The organism is Martinezella rhizogenes, assembly GCF_027460065.1.
GTDB lineage: Bacteria > Pseudomonadota > Alphaproteobacteria > Rhizobiales > Rhizobiaceae > Agrobacterium > Agrobacterium rhizogenes_C.
In genome coordinates this window covers 205,911-230,847 of record NZ_JAPYZZ010000003.1, presented here as the reverse complement: position 1 = coordinate 230,847, position 24,937 = coordinate 205,911, and the positions used below count along the sequence as shown (strand labels likewise).

Below are 24,937 nucleotides of genomic sequence, written 5' to 3'. Positions count from 1 at the left end.
TCAGCTTGGTTTTTCGGCGGCGATGCTCTTCTTCAGCGCATCCATGATGTTGATGACATTGCCGCCGGTCTTGGCCATCGTGCCGGCCTTCTTCTTGGAGGAGGAGACCTCGTCTCCCTTGGACTTCAGCAGCGACTTGATCTTTTTCTGGATGGGGTCCTGCACCAGGGTCGGCTTCCAGCTGGTCACCTGTTTGCCGATGCGTTTTTCCATCGCCTGCAGCAAAGGCGTTTCGATTTTCATCTTCGGCTCCAGCGCGTCGATGCTTTCGCGCACTTCCTCGCCGTAATGCAGCGTCCAGAGAATGATGCCCTTGCCGGAAGGTTCGAGCAAAACGGCTCTTTCGCGGCGATAGATTACCAGACGCGCGATGCCGAAAACGTCATTCGCCGTCATGGCTTCGCGGATGACGCTGAAGGCTTCGGTGCCGATCTTGTCTTCCGGGCGAAGGAAATGCGGGCGGTCGTACCAGATCCAGTCGATCGAACCCTTGGGCACGAAGGTTTTGATATCGATGGTGCGGGTGCTTTCCAGCGCCACCGCATCGATCTCGTCATCCTCCAGCAGCACGTAATCGTCCTCGCCGCGCGGAAAACCCTTCACCTGATTTTTCGCGGCGACCGGTCTGTGGGTGACGCTGTCGACATACCGGCTTTCGACGCGGTTGCCGGTTTTACGATTGAGGATGTGGAAGGAGTATTTATTGCTCTCGGTGGTCGCGGGCGTCAACGAAACGGAGGCTGTCACCAGCGACAGCTTCAGATAACCCTTCCAGAAAACCTGCCGTGCCATTGTCTTGCGATCCGCTTCGCCATTGGTCTCCCGGAACAACAGCGGCAGGGCAGCTTTTGTTCCGGGAGAGTGGCAATCGGTAACGATCAGCCGAACAGTGACGTCAGTCCATAAACACCGGCGGAGATGAGCGCTGCGGCCGGCATGGTCACGACCCAGGCGATGACGATATTGCCTGCTAGCCCCCAGCGCACCGCAGAGACGCGGCGGGCGGCGCCCACGCCAATAATGGCGCCGGTGATCGTGTGGGTGGTGGACACCGGAATGCCGAGCCATGTGGCGCCAAACAGCGTCAGTGCGCCACCGGTTTCGGCGCAGAAACCCTGCATCGGGTTGAGTCGCGTGATTTTCGAGCCCATGGTATGCACGATGCGCCAGCCGCCGAACAGTGTGCCGAGCGCCATGGCCGACTGGCAGGAAATCACCACCCAGAAGGGCACGTAGAAGCTCTGTCCCAGATACCCCTGACTGAAGAGCAGCACGGCGATGATGCCCATGGTCTTCTGCGCGTCATTGCCGCCATGGCCGAGTGAATAAAGCGAGGCGGAAATGAACTGCATGACGCGGAAGGTGCGGTCGACCGCGAAAGGCGTCTGCCGCACGAACAGCCACGACACGGCAAGGACGAGAAGCAGCGCCAGGAAAAAACCGATGGCCGGCGACATGAAGATGGCGCCGACGGTCTTCAGTAGACCCGACCAGACGATCGAATTAAAGCCCACCTTCGCAAAACCGGCACCGACGAGACCGCCGATCAGCGCGTGCGACGAGCTGGAGGGGATGCCGAAAATCCAGGTGACGATATTCCAGACGATCGCCCCGATCAGTGCGGCGAAGATGACCTGCGGTGATACGATGGCCGGATCGATGATACCGGTGCCGAGCGTTTCGGCCACATGCAGGCCAAAGAACAGGAAGGCGATGAAATTGAAAAATGCCGCCCAGGCGACCGCATATTGCGGCCGCAGCACACGGGTGGAAACGATGGTCGCGATGGAATTGGCGGCGTCGTGCAGGCCGTTCAGGAAATCGAAGAACAGCGCGATGGCGATGAGGCCGACAAGCAGCGGCAGGGCAAGTGCGACATCCATCAGACGTTCTCGATCACGATGCCGCTGATCTCATTGGCCACATCCTCGAAGCGGTCGACGACCTTTTCGAGTTCGCCGTAGATTTCGCTGCCGATCATATAGGCCATGGCATTGCCGTTCGCGCCGTGGCGGCGGAAGAGGTCTTTCAGCCCCTGATCGTGGAGATCGTCGGAGCGGCCTTCGACGCGTGTCACCTCTTCGGCGATGGCGGAGAGGCGCTGCGCGTTCGCGCCGACCTTGTTGAGAAGCGGAATGGCTTCCGCGATGAGGCCGGCCGCGCGGACGATCTCGTGTCCCATCTCCTTCATCAGCGGGTCGAACTCGCTCTGTTCGAACAGGCGGATGGTCTTGACCGTCTTGTGCATCATGTCGATGGCGTCATCCATGGACTGGATGAGGTCCTTGATGTCGCCCCGGTCGAACGGCGTGATGAAGCTGCGTCTGACCGCAAGCAGAACCTCGCGAGTGATGTCATCGGCCTGATTCTCAAGGGCGACAATGAGGTCGCAGTTCTTCTCGACGTCGATGCCGCTCAAAAGTTGATCAAGGGCTGCAGCCGCTTTGATGACGGTTTCGGAATGTTTGCTGAACATGTCGAAGAAACGGTCCTCGCGCGGCATCAGCTTGCGAAAAATACTCATCATGCGAATTGGCCCTCAATGGCGCTATATTAGTTGTGGGGGGTGATTGTCATAAAACTGTCATAAATGCACGCGGGGCATTGATGCAACCCGGAAAATCGGCACTATCAACGGATATGAAACCCGCCAAGAAACGCCGGAAGACCCGCCCGGCCCGTCCACTGACATTGCTCCAGCAGCTGGCTGCTGTTCCGGAAAAGCTCTTCACCGGCGCTTTCCGGCAGCAATATGCCGCGATCTGCTTCCGTTATGCCGATGGCGGCAGTATCGAAATTCTCCTCGTCACCTCCCGGACCAGCGGCCGCTGGATCATTCCGCGCGGCTGGCCGATGAAACGCAAGAAGCCGCATCAGGCGGCGGCCATCGAGGCATGGGAGGAGGCGGGCGTGCGCGGCCGGGTGAGAAAGGACGCCATAGGCCGCTATACCTATCTCAAGATGCTCGACAATGGTGATGTCGTGCCCTGCATGGTCGATGTCTTCCAGATCGAAGTGACGGAGGTTGATGCGAGTTTCAAGGAAAGCGGCGAGCGCCTCTTGCAATGGGTGCGCCCCGACGAGGCGGCAAGACGCGTTCGCGACATCGAGCTGAAATCGTTGCTGGTTGATTTCAAGCCCAAGGGCAAAAAGAAGCGCCAGGACAGCGAGAAGCCCTGAGCGCCACGCCGAAGATCGGCTTAGATCGTTGACGCCGTTCGATTTTTTACTCCCGTTTCTGCCACCTTGTCCGGTGCCTTCGGCAGCAGGCGGGCGAAACGCCGCGTGATGCTGTCGATATAGGACAGGATGGCGGGCACCACGATCAGGGTCAGCAGCGTGGAACTGATGAGACCGCCAACCACGGCATGCGCCATGGGTGCGCGCTGGGCGCCGCCTCCGCCAACGGCGAGACCGAGTGGGATCATGCCGAAGATCATCGCCAGCGTCGTCATGATGATGGGGCGGAAGCGGATGACGCCGGCATTCGCCAGCGCCTCATTGAGGGTGAGGCCGCGCCGCCGCTCGCGATTGGCGAAATCCACCAGCAATATGCCGTTTTTGGTCACGAGGCCCATCAGCATGATGAAGCCGATCAGCGAGAACATATTGATGGTGCTGCCGGCCACCATCAGGCCGATGAGGACGCCGACGAGCGACAGCGGTAGCGACACCATGATGGCAAGCGGCTGCAGGAAGCTGCCGAATTGCGAGGCGAGCACGATATAGATGAAGATGATGGCCATGCTGAGCGCCGTAACCATATGACCGACGGTCTCCTGCATGGTTTCGGCCTCGCCGCCGAAGCGGACGCGATAACCGGCCGGCAGATCGAGGCCGGCGGTCAGGCCCTGCAAGACCGCCGTTACATCCCCAAGCGTACGACCGGTGATATTGGCCGACACCAGTATTTCGCGGCGATTGTCGATGCGGCGGATTTCCGCCGGTGCCGCCACGATGCCGATATCGGCGACCTGATCGAGGCGTACCATCAGCGGCGCGCCGTTCGCCCCCGTGCGGTCGGTCGCGATCATCAACTCCCCGAGACGTGCCGCATCGGAGCGCCGCTCGACGGGCAGGCGAATGACGATATCGTAGCTGTTGCCATTCGCATCGGTCCATTTCGAAACATCCTCGCCGCCGATGAGGGGAGACAGGGCGGCGGCGAGATCGGCCCTGGCAATGCCGAGATCGCTTGCCGCTGCGGGCTTCAATCGGACCGAGAGGATGGAGGTCACGTCCTTGGCGCTGGAGGTCACATCCACCAGACCCGGGATTTTTTTCATGTCTTCCACAAGACCGTTTGCGATTTTTTCTAGGACTGCCCTGTCGTCGCCGAGGACGCTGAGCTGCACCGGGCTTTCGCCGCCGCCGAGACCGTTCTGCAGGATATTGATCTCAATACCGGGAATTGCCGACAGGCGTTTGCGAACCGGCTCGGCAAGGGAAAGTGGGGTCTGCGTGCGTGCCGACAGCGGTACGAGCCCGACAAGAATGGCGGCGCGATGTTTGCCGGCCGCACCGCCGGTATTGACGGTGGAATAAAGCATCTCGACTTCAGGAAATTCCCTGAGTGCCTTTTCGACCTGCCTGAGCTTTACCGTCGTATAGTCGAGCGAAGAGCCGACCGGTGCGGTGACATTGATCTGGAAGCGTCCCTCATCGGCATCGGGCACGAATTCCGTACCGACCAGCGGCACCATCAACAGGCTGCCGATAAAAATGCCTGTGGTGGCAAGCAGGGTGACGAGCCGGTGACGCAATGTCCAGCCGATCGCATGCCGGTATTGCCCGGCCATCCATTCGAAGCCGTGGTCAAAACGGGAGATCAGGCGGCCAATCGGACCACGCTTCGCATCGGCCTGCGCATCGGGATCATACCAGACGCTCGACAGCATCGGATCGAGCGTGAAGGCGACGAAAAGCGAGATCAGCACGGCGGCGGAAACGGTGACGCCGAACTGGTAGAAAAACCGGCCGACGATACCGTCCATGAAAGCGACCGGCAGGAAAACCGCCACGATCGTCGCCGTCGTCGCGATCACCGCAAGCCCGATTTCACCGGTGCCGTCGAGGGCGGCGCGCAGATGGGATTTGCCCATGTGCAGATGGCGGGTGATGTTTTCGCGCACCACGATGGCGTCGTCCACCAGAATGCCGATGGACAGTGTCAGTGCCAGCAGGCTGAGCGTATTGAGCGTGAAACCCAGGAAATCGATCACGGTGAGCGTGCCGATGATCGCGATCGGCAGCGTCAGCCCGGTGATGACCGTGCTGCGCCAGGAATTGAGAAACAGGAAGACGATGGCGACGGCGAGTGCCGCACCTTCGATCAGCGTGGTCTGCACCTGGGTCACGGATTCCTCGATCGGTATCGATGAATCCGTAACGACGCGCAGCTGTAGATTTTGCGGGGCAAGCTCGGCATTGAGTGTTTCGAGGCGCTTCCTCACATCGCGCACAACCTGCACCGTATTGGCGTCCTGAACCTTGACGATGTCGATCGCCAGCGCCGTCTGGCCATTATAAATGGCGCGGCTTTCGGCATCGGCCGCCCCTTCGGACAGGGTGGCGACGTCGCGCAGCGGGACGGCCACGCCGCCACGCCTTGCCACGACCATATCCAGCAGGGCCTCGGGTTCCTCGATGCGGCCCTGCACTTGAATCGTGCGTTCGGAGACGGGATCGACGATGCTGCCGGCCGGGCTGTTGCTGTTTCCCGTCCGCAACGCAGTCACCACCTCGTTGACACCGATTCCCAGCGCGCGCATGCGCGCCTCGTCGATCGTCACATTGATCTGCCGTTTGCGGCCGCCGACCAGCGTTGCCTGTCCGACGCCTGCAACCGTCGTCAATTGCCGCACTACCTTCTGCTCGGCGAGGGTGGTGAGTGCAGGCACAGCGAGCGATGTCGAACTGATCGCCAGCGACAGGATCGGCTCGGCGGCAGGATCGAACCGCGAGATCGTGGGCTTTTTGACATCCTCCGGGAAATTCGCCTCGATCGGGGCGATCTTGTCGCGCACCTCCTGCGCGGCGGCCGAACTCTGAACTTCGAGCTTGAATTTCGCAACGACGACGGAGCGCCCCTCATAGGAGGTGGACGTCACCTCATCGAGGCCGCCGATGGCGTTCAGCGCATCCTCGACCGGGCGCGTCACTTCCATTTCCACCGTTTCCGGCGTCGCGCCCGGATAGGCAGTGACGACCACCACCACGGGAACGTCGACATTGGGATATTGATCCAGCCCCAGACGCTGCAGCGAAAAGGCGCCCATGACCAGAAGCGTCACCATCATCATGGTCGCGAAGACGGGATGGCTCACGGATATGCGGGTCAGAAACATCTCAGCCTGCCTTGTCGATGGTGACGGCCATATCAGGGCGCAATTCGGGGAGGGGCGCCGTCAGGATCGTCTCGCCATCCGCAAGACCCGCGCCGATCTCGATCAGGCTGCCGCCGTCCCAGTGTGGCCCCACGGCGACCGTCTGGCGACGAAGATGGCCGTCCTGCACCTTGAGCACATGGTAGCCCGTCTCATCCTTGCGCAGTGCGATGGCGGGCACGACGAGCGCATCGTTTTTTTCGCGCAGCAGAATGGATCCGCCGGCGAACATTCCACCCCACAATAGCCCATCGCGATTGGTAAGCCTGAGATAGACGGCAACGACCCGCGTGCCGTCCTCGGCCACCGGGCTGATGCGCTCTACCGTGCCTTTGACGATCCGGCCGGCGAGGCCGTCAATCTCCAGTTCCGCCGTCTGGCCGCGGGCGACGCGCGGAATATTGCGGGTGGCGACGAGAACCTTCGCTTCCAGTTCGCTGGTATCGACCAGCGTCAGAAGTTCGCCATCGGCGCCGATACGCGCGCCCGTCTCTGCCACCCGCCGGGTCACGGTGCCAGCGAATGGCGCGCGGATTTCGGCGTTGCGAAGGGCAAGGCGGGCGATATCCACCTGCGCTGACAGGCTCTGGACCCTTGCGGTCTTGACCACGACATCGCTTTTCGCCTTGTCGAGCTGCTCCGCCGAGGCGATGTTTTTCGCTGCCAGTTGCTCGGTTCTTGCCAGCGCCTGCATCGCCAGCGTCAGTTCGGCCTCGGCCGCATCCCGGTCGCTCTGCCGGAGCAGCAGCGTTGATTGCAACTCGTCGGTTTCGAAACGCACAAGCACGTCGCCCGCCCGAACCACCTGTCCTTCCCGGACGTTCATGTCGAGAATCTTTCCGGCCTCTCGGGCGCGGATCACCACGCGGCTGACGGGCTGAAGCTCACCGCTGATGCTAAGCCGTTCCGCCATCGGGCGCATGCCGATCGTCGCTATTTCCTGGGCTGTCAGTTCGAAGGGAATGCCGGCCGGGCTCATCGCCGCCGCCGCCACGATACCCTTGACGCGCTCGTTCGCATCCACGCTTCCACGTGCCGGATCAAGAGCGGTGACGACGAGAACGCAGCCCGCAAGCGCGCCCCCTGCCTTGATCGTTCCCTTTACCCATCGCAGCGCCATATCGTGATCCTTCCAATCGCTGGACCGCCGGTCACGGTGGTCGCATCGCCTGTCTCGCAGGCGGATGGCCTCTGGATAGGCAACCACAATTGCAGCAGCATTACCCGGCTGTGGTTTCTTCGCCGCAATACTGCCGCAACCTTTCTGGCAGACAACAGATAGCAAAGGGACGGTGATCCATGAGACTTCTGTTGATCGAAGATGAAAAGCAAATGGCGGATGCGCTGTCGGCAACGCTCGGCAAGCAGGGCATCGTCATCGACCATACGATGCGGCTCGGTGACGCGATGGAGCTGACGCGCCAGCACCTTTACGATGCCATTCTGCTTGATCGCCGGTTGCCGGACGGGGAAGGGCTCGCCTTCATCCCTAAACTGCGCCGCGCCGGCGTCGATACGCCGATCATCCTGTTGACGGCGATGAACGAACCGGAGGACCGCATCGCCGGGCTGGATGGCGGCGCGGATGACTATCTCGGCAAGCCGTTTCTCGTCGCCGAGCTTTTGGCGCGGGTACGTGCTGTTCTGAGACGGCCGTCAGGCCTCGCACCGGCGGAGATTGCCGCTGGCCGGATCGTAATCGACCCGCTGCATCTCAGCGTCACCATCAATTCGCTTCCCTTCGATCTTCCCAGACGCGAGCTTCTGGTCCTCGTCGCGCTCGCCAAACGCAAGGGCAAGTCGGTACTGCGCTCCACCCTCGAGGCGGCCGTCTACAATTACGAGGAGGAAATCCAGTCCAATGCGCTCGACGCGCATATATCGCGGCTACGCAAACGCCTGCTCGATGCCTCGGCCGGGGTGAGCGTGCACAATATTCGCGGCATCGGTTATCTGCTGAAGGAGGACGCATGAAAGCGCAGGGCAAGTCCAATCCGTCCCTTTGGTGGCAATTGAGCTGGCAGCTCAGCATCGTCGTTTCCGCCATGATCGCCGTCGTTATCATCGGGTTGTGCGTTTATGGATTGGCGATCCTTTCGCCCAATATCGCGCTTTGGGGCGGTCTGTCGGAAGCACTTGACGAGTCGCTGTCGCTTGATCCGCAAAAGGGGCTTGTGGTTACCGATGGCCCGACGCTTCGGGCCCTGACGGCAGAAAACGGTACGCTCTGGTTTACGGCTTCCACGCTGGATGGGCGGGTGGCCACCTATGGCGCCGTGCCGGCCGCATATGCTGAATTGTCCCGGTATCTCTATCTGTTGACGGATGCCGATATTCGCGGGGGCGAAGGCGTCGCCGAGGCGGCCATGGTCGAGAGTCTGGAGACGAAGTGGGGTCCGGTCAGGGTCATGTTCGGCGGAACCACGCATGTGAGGGCGCAGTTCCTGACGCTTCTTGCCGAGACCTACAAGATTTACGTGCCGTTGCTGGCGGTCATCCTGCCTGCCGTGTTCTTTTCCGTACCCCGCATCGTGCGCCGGGCACTTGCAGGTCTTAGTTCCGTCGTCAAAAAGGCGCCGGAGATCGACCCCCGGCGCGGCGGTTCGAAGCTTCCCGTCGAAGATGTGCCGCGCGAAGTCGTCCCGCTCATCCTTTCCTTCAACAGTATTCTTGAGCGGCTTGAAGAACAGTTCCGGGCACGGCAACGGTTCCTCATCGATGCGGCGCATGAGCTCAGAACGCCGATTGCCATCATGCAGACCCGGATCGAGGGTTTGCCCGGGCCGGAGCGGCAACGTCTGTTGGCGGATGTGGCGCGCCTGGGTGAGACCGCCGAACAGCTTTTGGCGTTCGAGCGGAATGACCAGGTGAACGATCGGCGCGAGCGGGTGGATCTCGTCGATATCACCCGTACCGTCGTTGCCGATCTCGCACCGCTTGCGCTTTCGGCGGGTTATGACATCGCCTTCGAAACGGCGGTCGCGGCCTTTGAGTTACAGGGCAACCCGTTCACGCTGCCGCGCGCCATCAGCAACATCGTGCGCAACGCCATCGATCATGGTGGAAACACGGGGATGATCCATGTGTCGGTTCTCGCCGACGGTGAAATCGTGATTTCCGATGAAGGGCAGGGGATAAACGAAGACCAGCAGGAGCGGATTTTCGAGCCATTTTACCGAATCACGCCGCGCAGCACCGGTGCCGGACTGGGCCTCAGCCTCGTCAAGCAGATCGTCACCAATCACGGCGGACGGGTCTTTCTGGAGAGCAGCGCCTTCGGAAGCACCTTCCGGCTGCGTTTCTGAGCGTGGTTTGCGCCATGTCCAGAGGAACGATTGTAATCTTGCCGCAATTTGCGCCGCCGTATCGCGAAATCAACCATGCCAGCCGGAGCATATCCAGTGAAACGACAGCGGAATCCGTTTCCCCGGGCTTCCTGCGACAGGGCGGTCGAGAGACGAGGCGTCACCTTCGTCATCTTGCTCTTCGCTGTCATCATGCCCGGCTACATCTCGGTGACGCATGCGCAGTTCTGTCCAGTCGGCCACAAACTCGCGGGATCGCGCGTCTTTGCGAAGGCCAGAGGGTTGGCCGCCGTCGAAATTATTATAAAAAGCCTTTTTTATCAGCTCGTTAAGTCTCTATTCCCCTCTGCCGCTTCCGGCCCGTAGGGGCTTTTCAAGCAATTCCTGAGTCATTGAAATTTTATCTCGTTTCAACCGGTTTTACACGCTCGTCCTCCTCCCAGGCAAACCATGATGTCACCCTCCGAAAACGCAATATTCCAGACCGATGCCAGCCCCGAAAACGCCGATCCGGCCTTTCTCTTCCCGCAAACGACACTCGCCGGTGATGGACGGCCCCCGCCGCGGTTCTTCCTGGGGCGAAGCATCGCTGCATTCATGTTTCGCACCCATTGGAAACGCGGTTTTCTTCTGTGGATGCGGTTTGCAGCACACCCGTTTCTGACCTTGCGCTGGTGGCGGTTTCTCTGCCGGTTTTCGGCAGCCGAACAACTGCCGCCGCCTCATGACGATCTTCTGCAGAAGCCGTTTTCGAAATTCCTCGTTGCGAAACTCTCCTATGCAAACCGTCTTGAGCTTCTGAGAGAGAACTTTCGACTGGCGAGCCATTGTTTTGCAAAAGATGTCCTGGCTGCGGTTTGGGCTGGCGGAACGGTGGAGACGGGCGTCGTGCACGGCCGCTCCGATGAATACCGGTGCAGCCTTGGTCTTGCCGACCGCTGCGGCGGACGACATGAAGGTGCCCTCGCCATCCGGCTTAGCCGATGTAATGACGAAGCGATATTATGGACGGCAAAATTTCTTTTCGTGACCAAAGGTGGACGCAGGACCATCGTCGTCGGCGGCATGCAGGGTCCCCGTGCGGCAAAACAGGAAATGGTGACCGTCACCCGCGATCTCTTCGGTCTGCGTCCCAAGGAAGCTGTTCTGATGGCAATGCAAGCTTTCCTCGATAGCGGTGCCGGCCGTTATCTGGCCGTGTCCCAGGCCCGCCACCCGATCAATTGTCGTCGCAGCCGACGGCAAAAGATGCTGTTTTCAGACATCGATTCCTTCTGGAGCGAACGCTCGGCCGAACCCGACGACATATTCGGTTTTGAGGTCCCGATTTCCGGCATGGACGGCACAGACAAACGCAGCCGGATGAAGGCCGCGTTCTTCCGCGCTGCTGCCGGGCTTTGCCATTCCGGGAGATCGGATCAACGGAGCAGCACATAGGCGCATTGCCTTGTTGCACTGTCCTGTTGCGCAGCGGTGTGTCCGTGTTGCTGCGTCCGGGGGGTAGTGATTGTAATGTTGCCGCAATTTTGGCTGTCGTACCGTGTGGGGCATAAGATCAACCACGCAACCGGAGTACGTGCAGTGCAACAACGGTGGAATCTGTTACCCCGGGCTTCCGGCGAGAGGGGTCGCCGCAGCCGCGGCGCCGCCTTCGCGACCTTGCCCATTGCGATTATCATGTCCGGCTGCAGCTCGGTGCCGCTGAAGGAAGGCGGTACGCTGACGTCCTACGCCCAGCTCAGCCCTGCCAAAGGCAAGTTCACCAAATCCCGGACTTTCGTTGACACCTACGGGTTGGCCGGCATCAAGACCGTCGCCATCGTGCCGACCACCTTTTCCTTTGCGGCCTCGTCGCGGGTCACATCGGAAAAGGACCGTATCCTTGTTTCGAATGCGCTGGATCGCGCCATCTGCGTGGCGCTCAGTGACAAATACCGGATCACCGCCCTTGGCCAGCCGGCGGACATGACGGTGCGCACCGTCGTCACCGATCTGGTGCCGACCAACAAGGCCATGGCGGGAGTGTCGACGGCGGTTACTCTCGGCAGCGGTTTTGTCCTGCCCGTCAGCGTGCCGCGTCTGCCTGTCGGGCTCGGCGGACTGGCCGTCGAGGCTGAGGCGGTGGACAATACCGGCGTGCAACGCGCGGCGGCCGTCTGGTCCAAGGGTGCGAACTCCATCACCAGCAAACCCCGTGTGTCGGAAATCGGCGATGCCTATGGGCTTGCCGCCGATTTCTCCAATTATTTCGCACGCATTCTGGTGACGGGCAAGGTCTCCGATGGCCTGAACCTCTCCATTCCCTCCGGCCAACGCATCCGCTCCGCGCTGGGCGGAAAACCCAAATATGTCGAATGTGACGCCTATGGCCGTTCACGCGGCTTGCAGGGCATGGTGGCCGACAAGTTCGGCGCGCCACCCGAATGGACCGACAGACATGCAAGGGCAGGGTCGCGATAGGCAGCCGCCCTTTCCAGATCGCGCGCGTTACGATGCGCGCGATCATCCGGCCGAAGCCATTATGGCGCGAGACCGAGTTTCTGAAGGCCACATTCCCGAACAATCTCCGAAATATGGGCGAATTGCGCCGAAAGCGGATTGCTCTTGCGCCAGACGATGCCGATGGTGCGGGATGGGCGCGGCTCCGCCAGACGGAACACCGAGACGGTGGATAGTCGCGTCTCCATATCGACCGCCATCTGCGGAATGAGCGTGACGCCGATACCCGCGCCAACCATCTGTACCAGCGTCGACAGCGAGCTGCCTTCCATCAGCACGCGCGGCGGCGCATTCGTGGTGCTGCAGAAGGAAAGCGCCTGGTTGCGGAAACAATGGCCTTCCTCCAAAAGCAGCAGGCGCATTTCACCCAGCTTGTCGGCGCTCGGCACCGGCATGCCGGCATCCTCCATCGGCCGCACCAGAATGAATTCTTCCGAAAACAGCGGCACTTCTTCCAGAGATGGTTCCGAGACCGGCAGCGCAACGATTGCCATGTCGAGCCGGGCTTCGAGAAGGTCTTCAATGAGCTTCTGCGTCACCGCCTCGCGCGGGCGTGCTTCCAGTCCGGGGTAATGCCGGGTCAGCGTTTTGATCACCTGCGGCAGAAGATAGGGTGCGACGGTGGGAATGACACCGATGCGCAGGCGGCCGCTGAGAGGGCCATGTCCTGCGCGCGCCAGGTCCTGCAACTCGTCCACCGAACGCAGTATCGCCCGGGTGCGCTCGGCAAATTCCTCACCCAGCGCCGTCAGTCGGATCTGGCGGCTGCCGCGTTCGACGAGCGGCGCACCGATCAATTCCTCCAGTTCCCGGATCTGCAAGGATAGTGCAGGCTGGGAGATGGCGCAGGCTTCCGCGGCGCGCCCGAAATGGCCGATTTTGGCCAGCGCATCGAAATAACGGAGATGTTTCATGGAGAGGGCAATCATAAGCTCAGCATATCGCAGCCTTTAGAATATACAATTGGAAATTATGGAACCCGGCTGTTAGTCATCTTCATGACAGAAAGAAGCTGTAGCTGTGGATGATCATCGGCATCGCAGCAGGTCGTTTGAGACCTGCCGCTGCCTCTGGCTCGGAATGCTGCACATGTCGAACTGATAATTTGTTTAATTGATAAACCCATCGGAGGGCGAAATGGACGCAACTTCAAAACCGGCTGGCAAGTGTCCCGTCATGCATGGAGGCAATACGGCCTCCGGTAAATCGGTGACCGAATGGTGGCCGAACGCGCTGAACCTCGATATCCTGCATCAGCACGACACCAAGACCAATCCGCTCGGCACCTCCTTCAACTATCGTGAAGCGCTGAAGACGCTTGATGTCGAAGCCCTCAAGGCCGATCTGCGTGCGCTTATGACGGACAGCCAGGAATGGTGGCCGGCCGACTGGGGCAGCTATGTCGGCATGATGGCCCGCGTTACCTGGCACGCGGCCGGTTCCTATCGTGTCACCGACGGTCGCGGCGGCGCCAACACCGGCAACCAGCGCTTCGCACCGCTCAATTCTTGGCCGGACAATGTCAACACCGACAAGGGCCGCCGCCTGCTGTGGCCAATCAAGAAGAAATACGGCAACAAGATTTCCTGGGCCGATCTCATCGCGCTCGCCGGCACTATCGCCTATGACGTCGCGGGTCTGAAGACCTTCGGTTTCGCCTTCGGCCGTGAAGACATCTGGGCACCGGAAAAGGACACCTATTGGGGTGACGAAAAGGAATGGCTGGCGCCAAGCGACGGTCGTTATGGCGATGTCACCAAGCCCGAGACGCTGGAAAACCCGCTTGCCGCCGTGCAGATGGGCCTCATCTACGTCAACCCGGAAGGTGTCAACGGCAAGTCCGATCCGCTGGCAACGGCGGCGCAGATGCGCGAAACCTTTGCCCGCATGGGCATGGATGACGAAGAAACCGTCGCCCTGACGGCCGGTGGCCACACCATCGGCAAGTCGCACGGCAATGGCAGTGCTGCCAATCTCAGCCCCGATCCGGAAGCTGCTGGCCCGGAATATCAGGGCCTCGGCTGGATCAACACCAAGGGCCGCGGCATTGGTCGTGACACCGTGGTGTCGGGCATCGAAGGTGCCTGGACGAGCGAACCGACCAAATGGGACAACGGCTTCTTCGACATGCTGTTCAAGCATGAATGGACTTTGACGCACAGCCCCGCCGGTGCATCGCAATGGGCGCCGATCACCATCGCCGAAGAGGACAAGCCTGTTGACGTCGAGGATGCCTCGATCCGCACCATCCCGATGATGACCGATGCCGATATGGCCCTGAAGGTCGATCCGATCTACCGCGAGATTTCGCTGAAGTTCAAGGACGATCAGGACCATTTCTCGGACGTCTTCGCCCGTGCCTGGTTCAAGCTGACGCATCGCGACATGGGGCCGAAGTCCCGTTACATCGGCCCAGACGTTCCGGCTGAAGACCTGATCTGGCAGGACCCTATCCCTGCCGGTTCCACAGGTTACGATGTCGCTGCCGTCAAGGCGAAGATCGCCGCTTCCGGCCTGCCGGTCGCCGATCTGGTTGCGACCGCATGGGACAGCGCCCGCACCTTCCGCGGTTCGGACAAGCGCGGCGGCGCCAATGGCGCCCGCATCCGCCTAGCACCGCAGAAGGACTGGGAAGGCAATGAGCCCGCCCGTCTTTCCCGCGTACTTTCGGTTCTGGAGCCGATCGCCCGTGAAAGCGGCGCAAGCATCGCCGATGTGATCGTTCTCGCTGGCAATTACGGCGTGGAGCAAGCGGCGAAAGCGGCCGGCTTCGATATCGCCGTGCCTTTCGCGGCCGGCCGTGGTGATGCTTCCGCCGAGCAGACGGATGCCGACAGCTTTGCGCCGCTTGAGCCGCTGGCGGATGGTTTCCGCAACTGGGTCAAGAAGGACTATGTCGTCAGCCCCGAAGAACTGCTGCTCGACCGGGCGCAGCTTCTCGGTCTCACAGCGCCGGAACTCACCGTCCTCATCGGCGGCCTGCGCGTCATCGGCGCCAATTATGGCGGTGCGGCGCATGGCGTGTTCACCCAGACACCGGGCGCGCTGACGACGGACTTCTTCGCGACGTTGACGGATATGGCCTATTCTTGGGTTCCGACCGGCAACAATCTCTATGAGATTCGTGACCGCAAGACCGGTGCAGCCAGATATACGGCGACCCGTGTCGACCTCGTGATCGGCTCCAACTCCATCCTGCGCGCCTATGCGGAAGTTTATGCGCAGGACGATAGCAGGGAAAAATTCGTCCGCGACTTCATTGCCGCCTGGACGAAGGTGATGAACGCCGACCGTTTCGACCTCGTCTGAGCGGAAAGGCGACCACCCAATAAGGCAACACCTCCCCGAGCGATCGGGGAGGTGTTTTTTTGACCTTGTCAAAGCATCCAAAAATCACATCAGCGGCGGTCGGAAGATGGAACCTGCCGGTCAGGGGAGGATTTTTCGGTTCTGCCCGCAGGCGTCTTGCCACTCTTTTCATTTTCATGCGCATCAGGCCCGGCGACAATAACGCCACGGCCCTGTTCCTCGCGCTTCTTGTCTGCGAAGTCGCCCGGTTCCTTCTTGCTATCCATGACAGTCTCCCGTGTTAAATTCATCTCATGGACTTAACGGGTCCCCCGGGTTGAAGGTTCCGCGTGAGCGAATGTTTCATTTTATAACGATCTTTGCTATTAACATGAATTGATAAGTCATGTTATTGGCGTGGGGCGCGATGTCTGTTGCGGCGTTTGCCGCTTCCCGCGTCCCCAACCTCGGCTCGACAACCGGACGGTAACCGCATTGAGTTTCTGGCATTCCATGACCTGGCACACGGAAGGGATCAGCGTCACTGCGCCGGTCAAATGGCGCCAGTTTGACGGGCTGGTCAGCGCGTTCTGGGAGGCCGAAAGCCAGATGGGGGCGAAGGGTTATTATCTGGCTGCTGATCCCCGCATCATGATTTTCTTTAATGACGTATCGTCGAGAATCCGGATTTCCAACCGCGATGGCGAGCTTTCGCAGCATTCGCGGCCGATGACGCGGGCGGTCTATGTGCCGGCCGGTGTGCCGATGTGGACAAGCAGCAACGCCACGCATCGCTTTTCGCACCTCAATCTGCATATTCACAAAGACCGGCTTTTGCGCTTCCTGTCGCCAGCGGTGGGTGGTTCTGCGGCCATGACGGCGCTGCGCCGTCCGGTGGAGATACAGGATATCGGCGCGGTGGAAACGCTCGCAGGCCTGCTTGTCGATGAACTGGCCGAGCCTACGAAACATCCGCTTTATGCCGAAAGTCTGGTCGGCGGCATCGTTGCGGGTCTGCTGGATATTCCCGGTCCGACGCCCGAGCAGGCCAATGGCAGGCTGACGCAGGCGCAGATGAACAGGTTGCTCGCCCGGGTCGAAAGGCGTGGCGACGACCGCATGACGGTTGCCGAAATGGCCGATATTGTCGGGCTTTCCGAAAGCTGGTTCGCGACGGTGTTTCGCCAGACCACGGGCAAGACACCGCTGCAATGGCAGCTGGAGCGGCGTATCAACGTCGCCCAGAAACTTCTGCTGGAAGGCGATCTGACCGTCGCCGATATCGCCGCGCAGCTGGGTTTTTCGGATCAGGCCCATCTGACCAAGGCCTTCCGCCACTCGGTGGGTGATACGCCGGCCGCCTGGCGGCGCATGCACAGGCTGCTTTGATAGCGGGTCGGTGTCGTGCCGGTTACGTTCAGCGGTTTGACGCGTTCCATAAACCTCGCTCGACGTCATCCTCGGGACAAGCCAGAGGATGACGTTGAACATTAGGAAAATTATGCAATACGCTGAAAAATATTGATAATCGTGACGTTTACCACGTCTTCCGCAGTGTGACGGAAAACGCCCGGCCGGGATTGTAGAAGTCAGCGCCGAACCCGCCATAAGCGACGTGTTTTTCGTTGAAGAGGTTGGAAACGTTCAGGTCCAGGGAGGCGGTTTCCTGGATTTTGTAGCTTAATGCCGCATCCACGGTGATGCTGCTGCCGGTAGAGACCTTGTTGGCATTGTCGAAATAATAAGAGCCGGTGTAGCGGCCGCCGAGACCGAAGGTCGTGTCGCCGAAGTGGTCGTTGCCCTCGAGCGTATAGTTGACCCACAGTGAAGCCTGATGTTCCGGCACGAATTGCGGCCGGTTGCCGACATTGCCGCCCGTGCCGTTTTCGGTGATTTCCGCATTGAGATAGGAGTAGGCTGCCGTCAGGCTGAGATTGTCGGTGACCTCCGCCTTGGCTTCCAGATCGAGACCGCGCACGCGCACTTCGCCGATCGTGGTGGGCAGGCTGGTGATCGGGCTGGTGACGGTGATGTTGTTTTTCTTCAGGTCGTAGATCGAGGCTGTGAACAAAGCGGGGAAAGCCTCCGGCCGGTATTTGATACCAAGCTCGATCTGTTCGCCGCGCTCCGGTTCCACGGTGAGGCCCGATGCCGGCACCACCGATTCGGCGTAGCTGATATAGGGTGCGATCTCGTTGGTGACCTTGTAGGACACACCGATGCGCTTGGTCAGTTCGCTGATGTCGCCGCTCGCCGTTGTGCCGTTCAGCCGGTTGGTCTGGTCGGTGTCGATCCAGTCATTGCGCAGGCCGGCGCTGACGATCAGCCTGTCGAAGAAGGTCAGGTCCTGTTGCAGATAGATCGATTTGGTCTTCTGGTCCGTCAGCGAGTTGGAGAAGAGCGGCACCGAGGAGGGTGCGCCGGTATAGACCGGGTTCATCCAGTTGATGCTTGGGGCCGATCCGAAGTAGTTTTTGCTGCTGGACGAGTAGTCGTTATAGAAGACGCCAACGAGGCTGCGGCTTTCGACGTTTTCGAAGGTTGTGTCGTATTGCAGCCGTGTGTCGATCAGGAAATTCTCGGTCTCGGTATCGTTGCCGAAATAGGAGCGGTTGGCGATTGTCGAACCATTGGTCGGCGTGGACGAGATATAGGCATAACCGAAATCGGTATTTGTCTTGCTGTAGCGCGCATTGGAACTCAGCGTCAGGCCGGAGCCGAAATCGTGGTCGAACATCACGCTCAGCGAATTGCGGTTGGTGCCGCGGTAGTTGTAATCCGGTTCGCCGAAGAAACGGCTCCTGTCGAAATGCGAACCGACCGGATGGCCGCCGCCGCCGGGAACGCCATCCTTGTTGAGATGATCGTAAACCACGGTCAGGCTGGTGACATCGGTGGGACGCCAGGTCAGGCCGCCCATGAAGAATTTCTCGTCATCGCGGGAATAGTCATATTCCGCATCGGCATTTCTGAGCTTGCCGGTCAGGCGATAGGACAACGTATCGTCGTTGGTGATGTTGTCGCCAAAGTCAAAGCCGGTTTCGGCGCGGCTATAGGACCCGCCGGTGATATAGGCTTCGCCGAAGCGGGTGCGTTTCGGAACCTTGGTGGAATAGTTCACAGAGCCACCGGGATCCGAGACGCCAAAGGTGGTGGAATTGCCGCCCTTCAGCACTTCCACGCGCTCATAGGCATAGGTTTCCTCACGCGCCGCACCAAAAGGGCGGCCGAGCGTCAGGCCGTCGCGATAGGTATAGGCATCGAAGCCGCGAATCTTGAAATAGTCGAAACGATCGTCGGAGCCGTAGAAATCCGTGGTCACGCCGGCCGTATATTGAAGCGCTTCTTCCACGGTCTGCACACCGCGCTGCTGCATTTCCTTGGCGGTGATGACGGAAACGGAGGCTGGCGTATCGAGAATGTCGGTCGCCATCTTGCTGCCGCTCGTCGTGCGGGTGGCGACGATGGACTTCTGGTCATTGTCGCCGCTGTCGATGGTGATCCGTTCCAGAACCGTGCTGCCGCTTGTATTGGCAGCCTCCTGTGCCAGCAGGGGGCCGGGCAGGGTGGCGACAAGCGCCGTGCAGGCAAGCAGGGTGGCTTGCCCGTAACGGTATGGCGCGGTTTTACGGTTTTTGCCGTGGATTTCGATTTTCATTGCCAGATTCCAGAAGTTGATGCCCCGATCGCCGTTTGCACGGCCCACTCTCGAAGCGCCCAATAACTTGAGAAAGTTTGTCCGGTATTGTAACTTTTTGTGGTTTTGTACAAAACCCCGGAAATTTCACCGCTGTTCGGGCGGCATCTCTTCCTTAGGCTTGACGGGGGCATATGAAGCTGAGAGTTCAAGTCCACTTTTGAACCTTTGAGAGCTTCGTCATGCTTCGTCCGTTCCGCTGCCTCGTACCGGCCCTTGTGCTGTTTCTGTCGATAATCGCGCCGAATATTGCCTCGGCGGATGACGCGACGACCTATCCCATCGTCATCAAGCACGCCTTCGGTACGACGACGATTGCGAAGAAGCCGCAGCGGGTTGCCACTGTCGCCTGGGCGAACCATGAGGTGCCGCTGGCGCTTGGCGTCGTGCCTGTCGGTTTTGCCGCCGCCAATTTCGGTGATGATGACGGCGATGGCCTGTTGCCCTGGGTGGCGAAGCGGCTCGCCGAACTCAAGGCGGACAAACCGGTTTTGTTCGATGAGGGCGACGGCATCGATTTCGAGGCCGTGGCGGCAACGCAGCCGGATGTCATTCTCGCGGCCTATTCCGGTCTCAGCCAGTCCGACTACGATACGCTGAGCCAGATCGCGCCCGTGGTCGCCTATCCCGTTTCCCCCTGGGCGACGGACTGGCGCGAGATGATCCGGCTGAACAGCGCTGGCCTTGGCATGGTTGCGGAAGGTGAAGCGCTGATCAAACGCATCGAAGGCGAAATTGCCGAGGTGGTCGCAGGCCATCCGCAGCTGAAGGGGAAGTCGGCGATGTTCGTCACCCATCTCGATGCCACCAATCTCAGCGTTGTCAATTTTTACACGGCCAATGACAGCCGGGTGAAGTTCTTCGCCGATCTCGGGCTTGCCTCGCCGAAAAGTGTCGTGGAAGCGACGAAGCCGGGACAATTCGCCGCTGGTGTCAGCGCCGAGCGTGTTGATGCCTTCGATGATGTCGATATTGTCGTGACGTATGGCAGTAAGCCGCTGTTCGATGCCATGCGCGCCGATCCGCTGCTTGCTCGCATGCCCGCGGTTTCTCGCGATGCTATCGTCATGCTCGGCCGCGATCCGCTCGGCACCGCTTCCAATCCAACGCCGCTGTCGATTTCCTGGGTGCTGAAGGACTATGCCGATCTTCTGGCTAAAGCGGCGGACAAATCCTCCGGAAAATCGCAATGATAATGCCGGGATCCGGTAACGGTCCGGCCGTGCTGCTTGCCGGCCGCTCCAACCGCAAACGAACGGCGTGGCTCAGCGCTTTGCTGGCGCTTCTCGCAGTCCTTTGCGGGCTTTCGGTCGCCATCGGCACGCGTGACGTATCGCTGGCCGATATCACAGCGGCGCTTGCCGGCCGGGTCGAAACGGTTGCGGAAGCGGCGGTTGCGGTTCGCATACCGCGCACGGTGCTTGCGCTTCTGGCCGGTGCCGCACTCGGACTGGCAGGAGCCATCATGCAGGGCGTCACCCGCAATCCGTTGGCCGATCCCGGCATTCTCGGCGTTAATATGGGTGCGTCGCTCGCCGTCGTCATCGCCATCGTCTGGTTCGGCATTGCGTCTTCACAGGCCTTCATCATTGCCGCGATTGTTGGTGCGGGCCTCTCGGCCATCTTCGTTTATGTCGTCGGTTCGCTGGGACGGGGCGGGGCCACGCCGCTGAAACTGGCGCTTGCCGGTGCCGCCACATCCGTCGCCTTCTCGTCATTGGTCATCGCCGTGGTTCTGCCGCGCAGCGATATTGCCGGCGGCATCCGCGCCTGGCAGATCGGCGGTGTCGGCGGCGCGACCTTCGAGCGCATCGAGACCGTTCTGCCGTTTCTGGCTGCCGGTTTTGCCATCAGTCTGCTTTCGGCGCGCAGGCTGAATTCGCTGGCGCTGGGTGACGAGCTCGCCGCCGGCCTTGGTGAAAATGTCGCTGTCGCCAGGGCCGTGGCCTCTTTCGGCGCCATTCTTCTCTGCGGTGCGGCCACAGCCATCTGCGGGCCAATCGGCTTTGTCGGGCTGGTGGTGCCGCATCTGTGCCGCCTGCTTGTCGGTGTGGACAATCGCTGGCTGCTGCCATTTTCCGCGCTTGGCGGCGCCTGCCTGCTGCTTGCCGCCGATATTGTCGGCCGCATCGTCGCACGGCCGTCCGAACTCGATGTCGGCATCGTTACCGCGCTGGTCGGCGCACCGTTCTTCATCTGGATCGTCAGACGCCAGCGGGTGCGCGAACTATGACCATGCACGCTGCCGTCATCGACACACTGGTCTTGAACCGCCAGACCCGGCAGCGCCGGCGTCGCCTTGTCATAACCATCCTGTCGCTCCTGCTGATTGCCGCATTCGCCCTGACGCTGATGCTGGGGCAATCCTTTACGCCGCCCGGTGAGGTGATGCGCGTCTTGGCTGGCGAGGATATTGCCGGTGTCAGCTTCACTGTCGGGCAATTGCGCCTGCCGCGTGCGCTGCTTTCGGTGCTGGCCGGGCTGAGCTTCGGGCTGGGCGGTGTTGCCTTTCAGATCATGCTGCGCAATCCGCTAGCCAGTCCCGATATTATCGGCATCAGTTCCGGCGCGAGCGCTGCCGCCGTCTTCGCCATCGTTGTTCTGCAGCTGAACGGGCCGCTTGTCTCGGTCTTTGCCGTCCTCGCCGGTCTTGGCATTGCGCTGCTGGTCTATCTCCTGTCCTTCCGCAACGGCGTGGCGGGAACACGGCTCATCCTTGTCGGCATCGGCGTTTCTGCCATGCTCGAAAGCTTCATCGCCTATATTCTTTCAGTCGCGCCCGCCTGGACGCTTCAGGAGGCGATGCGCTGGCTGACGGGCAGTGTCAACGGCGCCAAACTTGCCCAGACGTCGCCGCTCCTCATCGCGCTCATCCTGTTCGGCGGGTTGCTCATCAGTCGTGCGCGTGATCTCGAGGCGTTGCGGCTCGGCGATGATGCCGCGGCCGCACTCGGCGTGCGGGTTGGAAAAACCCGCATCATCGTCATCATCGCCGCCGTGGGCATGATCGCTTTTGCAACGGCGGTCTCGGGACCTATCGCCTTTGTCGCTTTCCTGTCGGGGCCGATTGCCGCGCGTATCGTCGGCAGCAACGGCTCGCTGCTCGTTCCCGCCGCACTTGTAGGCGCGGTGCTGGTGCTGGTGGGGGATTATTGCGGCCAGTTCCTGCTGCCGGGTCGATACCCGGTCGGCGTCGTTACCGGTGCGCTGGGCGCGCCCTATCTGATTTACCTTATCGTGCGGGTCAACCGCAGCGGAGGCTCGTTATGACCGGCCACTCCCTTTCCGTGAACGGCCTTTCGGCTGGCTACGGCGAAACCCTTATCATCGAAGGGCTCGATCTCGTTGTTCCGCGCGGCAGGATCACGGTCATCGTCGGCGCCAATGCCTGCGGCAAGTCCACACTTCTCCGCAGCATGTCGCGGCTGATCACGCCGCGCGCCGGGCAAGTCCTGCTCGATGGCAAGTCGATCCACCGGCTTCCTTCGAAGGAACTGGCGCAGTGCATGGGCCTTCTGCCGCAGTCGCCGATCGCGCCGGAGGGTATTGTCGTTGCTGATCTCGTCAGCCGTGGCCGACATCCGCATCATGGAATGTTCGCCCGCTGGTCGCGGCAGGATGACGAGGCGGTTGCCGCGGCCCTCGTCGCCACCGATACGGTGGACCTTGCCGAGCGGCCGGTGGATGAACTGTCGGGCGGCCAGCGGCAACGGGTCTGGATCGCCATGGCGCTTGCCCAGCAGACCGACATATTGTTGCTGGATGAGCCCACAACCTTTTTGGATATCAGCCATCAGGTCGAAGTGCTCGATCTTCTGACCGACCTCAACCATGCCCGGGAGACCACCATCGTCATGGTGCTGCACGATCTCAATCTCGCAGCCCGTTATGCCGATCATCTCGTGGCCATGACGGACGGGAAGCTGCATGTCTGCGGCACGCCGGAAGAGGTGCTGACGGAAGAGAATGTCCACCACGTCTTCGGCATCGAAAGCCGGGTCATCGAAGATCCGACCTCCGGCAAGCCGATGATGCTGCCGATCGGGCGGCACCGGGTGGTGGTGGATGATGTCAGGTGCTGATCATGCCGCCTTGTGTTTGCTGGTGAGCTGAAAACCCAGGGAGTTGAGGACGGCGATCGTCGTTTCAAGCGTCGGATTTCCCGCCTCGCTAAGCGATTTGTAAAGATGCTCTCTGGCAAGTCCGGTTTCACGCGCTACCTGCGTCATGCCTTTTGCACGCGCAATAACACCAAGCGCATTTGCTATGTATGCCGCATCATTGGTAGCGAACGCATCCTCCAGAAACACCTCAATGGCTTCATCGCTCCTGAGGTGTTCGGCGGGATCAAAGTTCGTGAATTTCTCACTCATCGTCATCACTCCATTGCGCCGCAATCTGCCTTGCGGCTTTAATATCCTTCTCCTGCGTGCTTTTGTCCCCGCCGCAAAGGAGAAAGATAATGACATCACCTGACCTCACGAAATAAACCCGATAGCCTGGCCCATAATGGATGCGCAATTCGTTGATGCCATTGCCAACGGGAGCGACGTCGCCTGCATGACCGAAGGAAAGCCTGTTCAGACGGGACGTAATCAGAGCCTTGCCCCTTTCATCCTTCAGTTTGCCAAACCATTTTTGAAATGTTGCAGATTGCTTTAGCTGCATTGTAATTGAGACTGTAATTTATAAGTTACAAAATGTGAAGATGGAATATTGAGAACCGAAATCGGGTAGGTGAAAGATGTTGCTGGTCTGGCAGCACAGGAAGGCTGCCGGACTGCAATGGATAGCAATAAGTCGCTGACGTTACAGCCTTATGCCAAGCCGTCACGGCCACGCCGCATAGGATGGTGGCGGCACGTTCTGCATCCGCATTGCAGCCCGGCGGAAACGTCCGGGAGAGGTGCCCTCGTTGCGGGTGAAGAAGCGATTGAAGTAGCCGGGGTCCTGAAAGCCCAATCGAAAGGCAATTTCAGCAACTTGCAGCGAAGAGTTCAGAAGAAGGTCGCGCGCCTCGGACAGCAGTTCCCGGTGAATATAGGCCTGCGGCGAAAGCCCCGTGGCCTTGCGCACCGCAAATCCCAGGCGTTCACGGTTCACGCTCAGATATCTAGCATAATCATCCACGCCCCATTGGTCGCGCTTGTGCTGGCTCACCAGCAGGACAAACCGTTCGGTAAGGCTGCCGGGGGTGGAGATGGCGGCGGCAATATCGGCGATGGCGTGCTGGCAGATGCGAATGAGGGTAACGCAGAGCAGGCTGGCGATGATCGTGTCCGAACCGGTTGTTGCGCGGACATTCTCGCTGGCGATGGTCTCCAGATAGCCCGCCAGCTCCTGCCGGTCTCTTTCCGCCGGCGCCTGCGTCAGAACACGCTGCAATATGTTGCGCACGGCGCTGGCGCTCGTGCCGGTGGGCATCGCATGGGCAAGCCCGATTTCCGTGGTCCTCAGCAGCGATCCACGGCTTCCGGCATGCAGGCGCAGGCGGCCGGCGGGGCCGATGGGCAGCCAGACGAGTCCCGGCGCGGCGACGGGCAGCGTCTTTTCACCCTGTGTGATCTCCGCTTCGCCGGCGGAAAGGAGAAGCAGATGGGCGCTATCCGATTCCAATCGGAATTCGGATATGCGCAGCGTCGAGGCGAGGGTGCGCGCCGTAATCTCCACGCGATTGCCGGCAATCTGGCTTTGCAGCGGCATTATGCCTCCAAAAGTACAATAATGCGCTACACTAGTGCATTTTATATGCGGCTGTCATT

At 60.4% G+C, this 24,937-nt stretch carries 22 protein-coding genes; 11 read left to right on the top strand and 11 right to left on the bottom strand.

Going from position 1 to position 24,937, the window contains the following annotated elements:
- From ku to O8B93_RS07590, 3 genes are all read right to left on the bottom strand, one after another.
- The gene (gene ku / locus O8B93_RS07600; RefSeq protein WP_269709230.1) at nt 1-792 is read right to left on the bottom strand and encodes a non-homologous end joining protein Ku; all 792 of its coding nucleotides are present in this window, start codon (nt 790-792) and stop codon (nt 1-3) included.
- An 86-nt stretch (nt 793-878) separates the two neighbouring features.
- Entirely contained in the window at nt 879-1,883 is a 1,005-nt protein-coding gene (locus O8B93_RS07595; protein ID WP_262518960.1) for an inorganic phosphate transporter, read from the bottom strand.
- Nucleotides 1,883-2,527: a DUF47 domain-containing protein gene (locus O8B93_RS07590; RefSeq protein ID WP_010974029.1), complete on the bottom strand. Its 645-nt coding sequence runs from the start codon at nt 2,525-2,527 to the stop codon at nt 1,883-1,885. The genes O8B93_RS07595 and O8B93_RS07590 overlap by 1 nt, the downstream gene beginning before the upstream one ends.
- A 113-nt stretch (nt 2,528-2,640) precedes the next feature.
- On the opposite strand from O8B93_RS07590, the gene O8B93_RS07585 reads away from it, so the two are divergent.
- Nucleotides 2,641-3,180 carry an NUDIX hydrolase gene (locus O8B93_RS07585; protein WP_269709332.1) on the top strand — a complete coding sequence of 180 codons (540 nt, stop codon included), beginning with the start codon at nt 2,641-2,643 and terminating at the stop codon, nt 3,178-3,180.
- A gap of 20 nt (nt 3,181-3,200) precedes the next feature.
- Here the strand turns inward: O8B93_RS07585 and O8B93_RS07580 are convergent, their stop codons facing one another.
- On the bottom strand, nt 3,201-6,347 hold the full coding sequence (locus tag O8B93_RS07580; protein WP_269709229.1) for an efflux RND transporter permease subunit: 3,147 nt from the start codon (nt 6,345-6,347) through the stop codon (nt 3,201-3,203).
- Between the two features lies 1 nt (nt 6,348).
- Nucleotides 6,349-7,506 carry an efflux RND transporter periplasmic adaptor subunit gene (locus O8B93_RS07575; RefSeq protein WP_269709228.1) on the bottom strand — a complete coding sequence of 386 codons (1,158 nt, stop codon included), beginning with the start codon at nt 7,504-7,506 and terminating at the stop codon, nt 6,349-6,351.
- Nucleotides 7,507-7,685: 179 nt separating this feature from the next.
- Here O8B93_RS07575 and O8B93_RS07570 point away from each other — a divergent pair, with 179 nt between their 5' ends.
- From O8B93_RS07570 to O8B93_RS07555, 4 genes are all read left to right on the top strand, one after another.
- Nucleotides 7,686-8,360, top strand: coding sequence for a response regulator transcription factor (locus O8B93_RS07570; RefSeq protein WP_269709227.1), 675 nt, complete (start codon nt 7,686-7,688; stop codon nt 8,358-8,360).
- Nucleotides 8,357-9,691 carry a sensor histidine kinase gene (locus O8B93_RS07565; RefSeq protein ID WP_269709226.1) on the top strand — a complete coding sequence of 445 codons (1,335 nt, stop codon included), beginning with the start codon at nt 8,357-8,359 and terminating at the stop codon, nt 9,689-9,691. The genes O8B93_RS07570 and O8B93_RS07565 overlap by 4 nt, the downstream gene beginning before the upstream one ends.
- A gap of 450 nt (nt 9,692-10,141) precedes the next feature.
- A complete protein-coding gene (locus O8B93_RS07560; RefSeq protein WP_269709225.1) occupies nt 10,142-11,128 on the top strand; it encodes a DUF535 family protein in 987 nt (328 codons plus the stop codon).
- Between the two features lie 144 nt (nt 11,129-11,272).
- Nucleotides 11,273-12,151 (top strand): DUF3313 domain-containing protein, encoded by an 879-nt coding sequence (locus O8B93_RS07555; protein ID WP_269709224.1) that lies wholly within the window; start codon nt 11,273-11,275, stop codon nt 12,149-12,151.
- Between the two features lie 59 nt (nt 12,152-12,210).
- Here the strand turns inward: O8B93_RS07555 and O8B93_RS07550 are convergent, their stop codons facing one another.
- Nucleotides 12,211-13,119, bottom strand: a complete 909-nt coding sequence (locus O8B93_RS07550) for a hydrogen peroxide-inducible genes activator (RefSeq protein ID WP_269709223.1) — start codon at nt 13,117-13,119, stop codon at nt 12,211-12,213.
- Between the two features lie 208 nt (nt 13,120-13,327).
- Between O8B93_RS07550 and katG the strand changes: the two genes are divergently transcribed.
- Complete coding sequence (gene katG, locus O8B93_RS07545; protein WP_269709222.1) at nt 13,328-15,499, top strand: catalase/peroxidase HPI; 2,172 nt, start codon at nt 13,328-13,330, stop codon at nt 15,497-15,499.
- An 89-nt stretch (nt 15,500-15,588) separates the two neighbouring features.
- Here the strand turns inward: katG and O8B93_RS07540 are convergent, their stop codons facing one another.
- On the bottom strand, nt 15,589-15,765 hold the full coding sequence (locus tag O8B93_RS07540) for a hypothetical protein (protein WP_269709221.1): 177 nt from the start codon (nt 15,763-15,765) through the stop codon (nt 15,589-15,591).
- Nucleotides 15,766-15,973: 208 nt separating this feature from the next.
- Here O8B93_RS07540 and O8B93_RS07535 point away from each other — a divergent pair, with 208 nt between their 5' ends.
- Nucleotides 15,974-16,867, top strand: a complete 894-nt coding sequence (locus O8B93_RS07535) for a helix-turn-helix domain-containing protein (RefSeq protein ID WP_269709220.1) — start codon at nt 15,974-15,976, stop codon at nt 16,865-16,867.
- 148 nt (nt 16,868-17,015) lie between these two features.
- Here O8B93_RS07535 and O8B93_RS07530 read toward each other — a convergent pair whose 3' ends face one another.
- The gene (locus tag O8B93_RS07530) at nt 17,016-19,136 is read right to left on the bottom strand and encodes a TonB-dependent siderophore receptor (RefSeq protein WP_269709219.1); all 2,121 of its coding nucleotides are present in this window, start codon (nt 19,134-19,136) and stop codon (nt 17,016-17,018) included.
- A 221-nt stretch (nt 19,137-19,357) separates the two neighbouring features.
- Between O8B93_RS07530 and O8B93_RS07525 the strand changes: the two genes are divergently transcribed.
- From O8B93_RS07525 to O8B93_RS07510, 4 genes are read left to right on the top strand one after another with little or no spacing between them, the layout of a single operon-like run.
- Nucleotides 19,358-20,368 carry an iron-siderophore ABC transporter substrate-binding protein gene (locus O8B93_RS07525; RefSeq protein ID WP_269709218.1) on the top strand — a complete coding sequence of 337 codons (1,011 nt, stop codon included), beginning with the start codon at nt 19,358-19,360 and terminating at the stop codon, nt 20,366-20,368.
- Nucleotides 20,365-21,408 carry a FecCD family ABC transporter permease gene (locus O8B93_RS07520; protein WP_269709217.1) on the top strand — a complete coding sequence of 348 codons (1,044 nt, stop codon included), beginning with the start codon at nt 20,365-20,367 and terminating at the stop codon, nt 21,406-21,408. Before O8B93_RS07525 ends, O8B93_RS07520 begins: the two co-directional genes overlap by 4 nt.
- The gene (locus tag O8B93_RS07515; protein WP_269709216.1) at nt 21,405-22,445 is read left to right on the top strand and encodes a FecCD family ABC transporter permease; all 1,041 of its coding nucleotides are present in this window, start codon (nt 21,405-21,407) and stop codon (nt 22,443-22,445) included. The genes O8B93_RS07520 and O8B93_RS07515 overlap by 4 nt, the downstream gene beginning before the upstream one ends.
- Complete coding sequence (locus O8B93_RS07510) at nt 22,442-23,257, top strand: ABC transporter ATP-binding protein (RefSeq protein WP_269709215.1); 816 nt, start codon at nt 22,442-22,444, stop codon at nt 23,255-23,257. The genes O8B93_RS07515 and O8B93_RS07510 overlap by 4 nt, the downstream gene beginning before the upstream one ends.
- Here the strand turns inward: O8B93_RS07510 and O8B93_RS07505 are convergent, their stop codons facing one another.
- The 3 genes from O8B93_RS07505 to O8B93_RS07495 form a co-directional block, all read right to left on the bottom strand.
- Nucleotides 23,258-23,548, bottom strand: coding sequence for an addiction module antidote protein (locus O8B93_RS07505; protein WP_269709214.1), 291 nt, complete (start codon nt 23,546-23,548; stop codon nt 23,258-23,260).
- The gene (locus O8B93_RS07500; RefSeq protein ID WP_269709213.1) at nt 23,541-23,843 is read right to left on the bottom strand and encodes a type II toxin-antitoxin system RelE/ParE family toxin; all 303 of its coding nucleotides are present in this window, start codon (nt 23,841-23,843) and stop codon (nt 23,541-23,543) included. The genes O8B93_RS07505 and O8B93_RS07500 overlap by 8 nt, the downstream gene beginning before the upstream one ends.
- Nucleotides 23,844-24,005: 162 nt before the next feature.
- Nucleotides 24,006-24,878: a helix-turn-helix transcriptional regulator gene (locus tag O8B93_RS07495; RefSeq protein WP_269709212.1), complete on the bottom strand. Its 873-nt coding sequence runs from the start codon at nt 24,876-24,878 to the stop codon at nt 24,006-24,008.
- Nucleotides 24,879-24,937 lie beyond the last annotated feature (59 nt).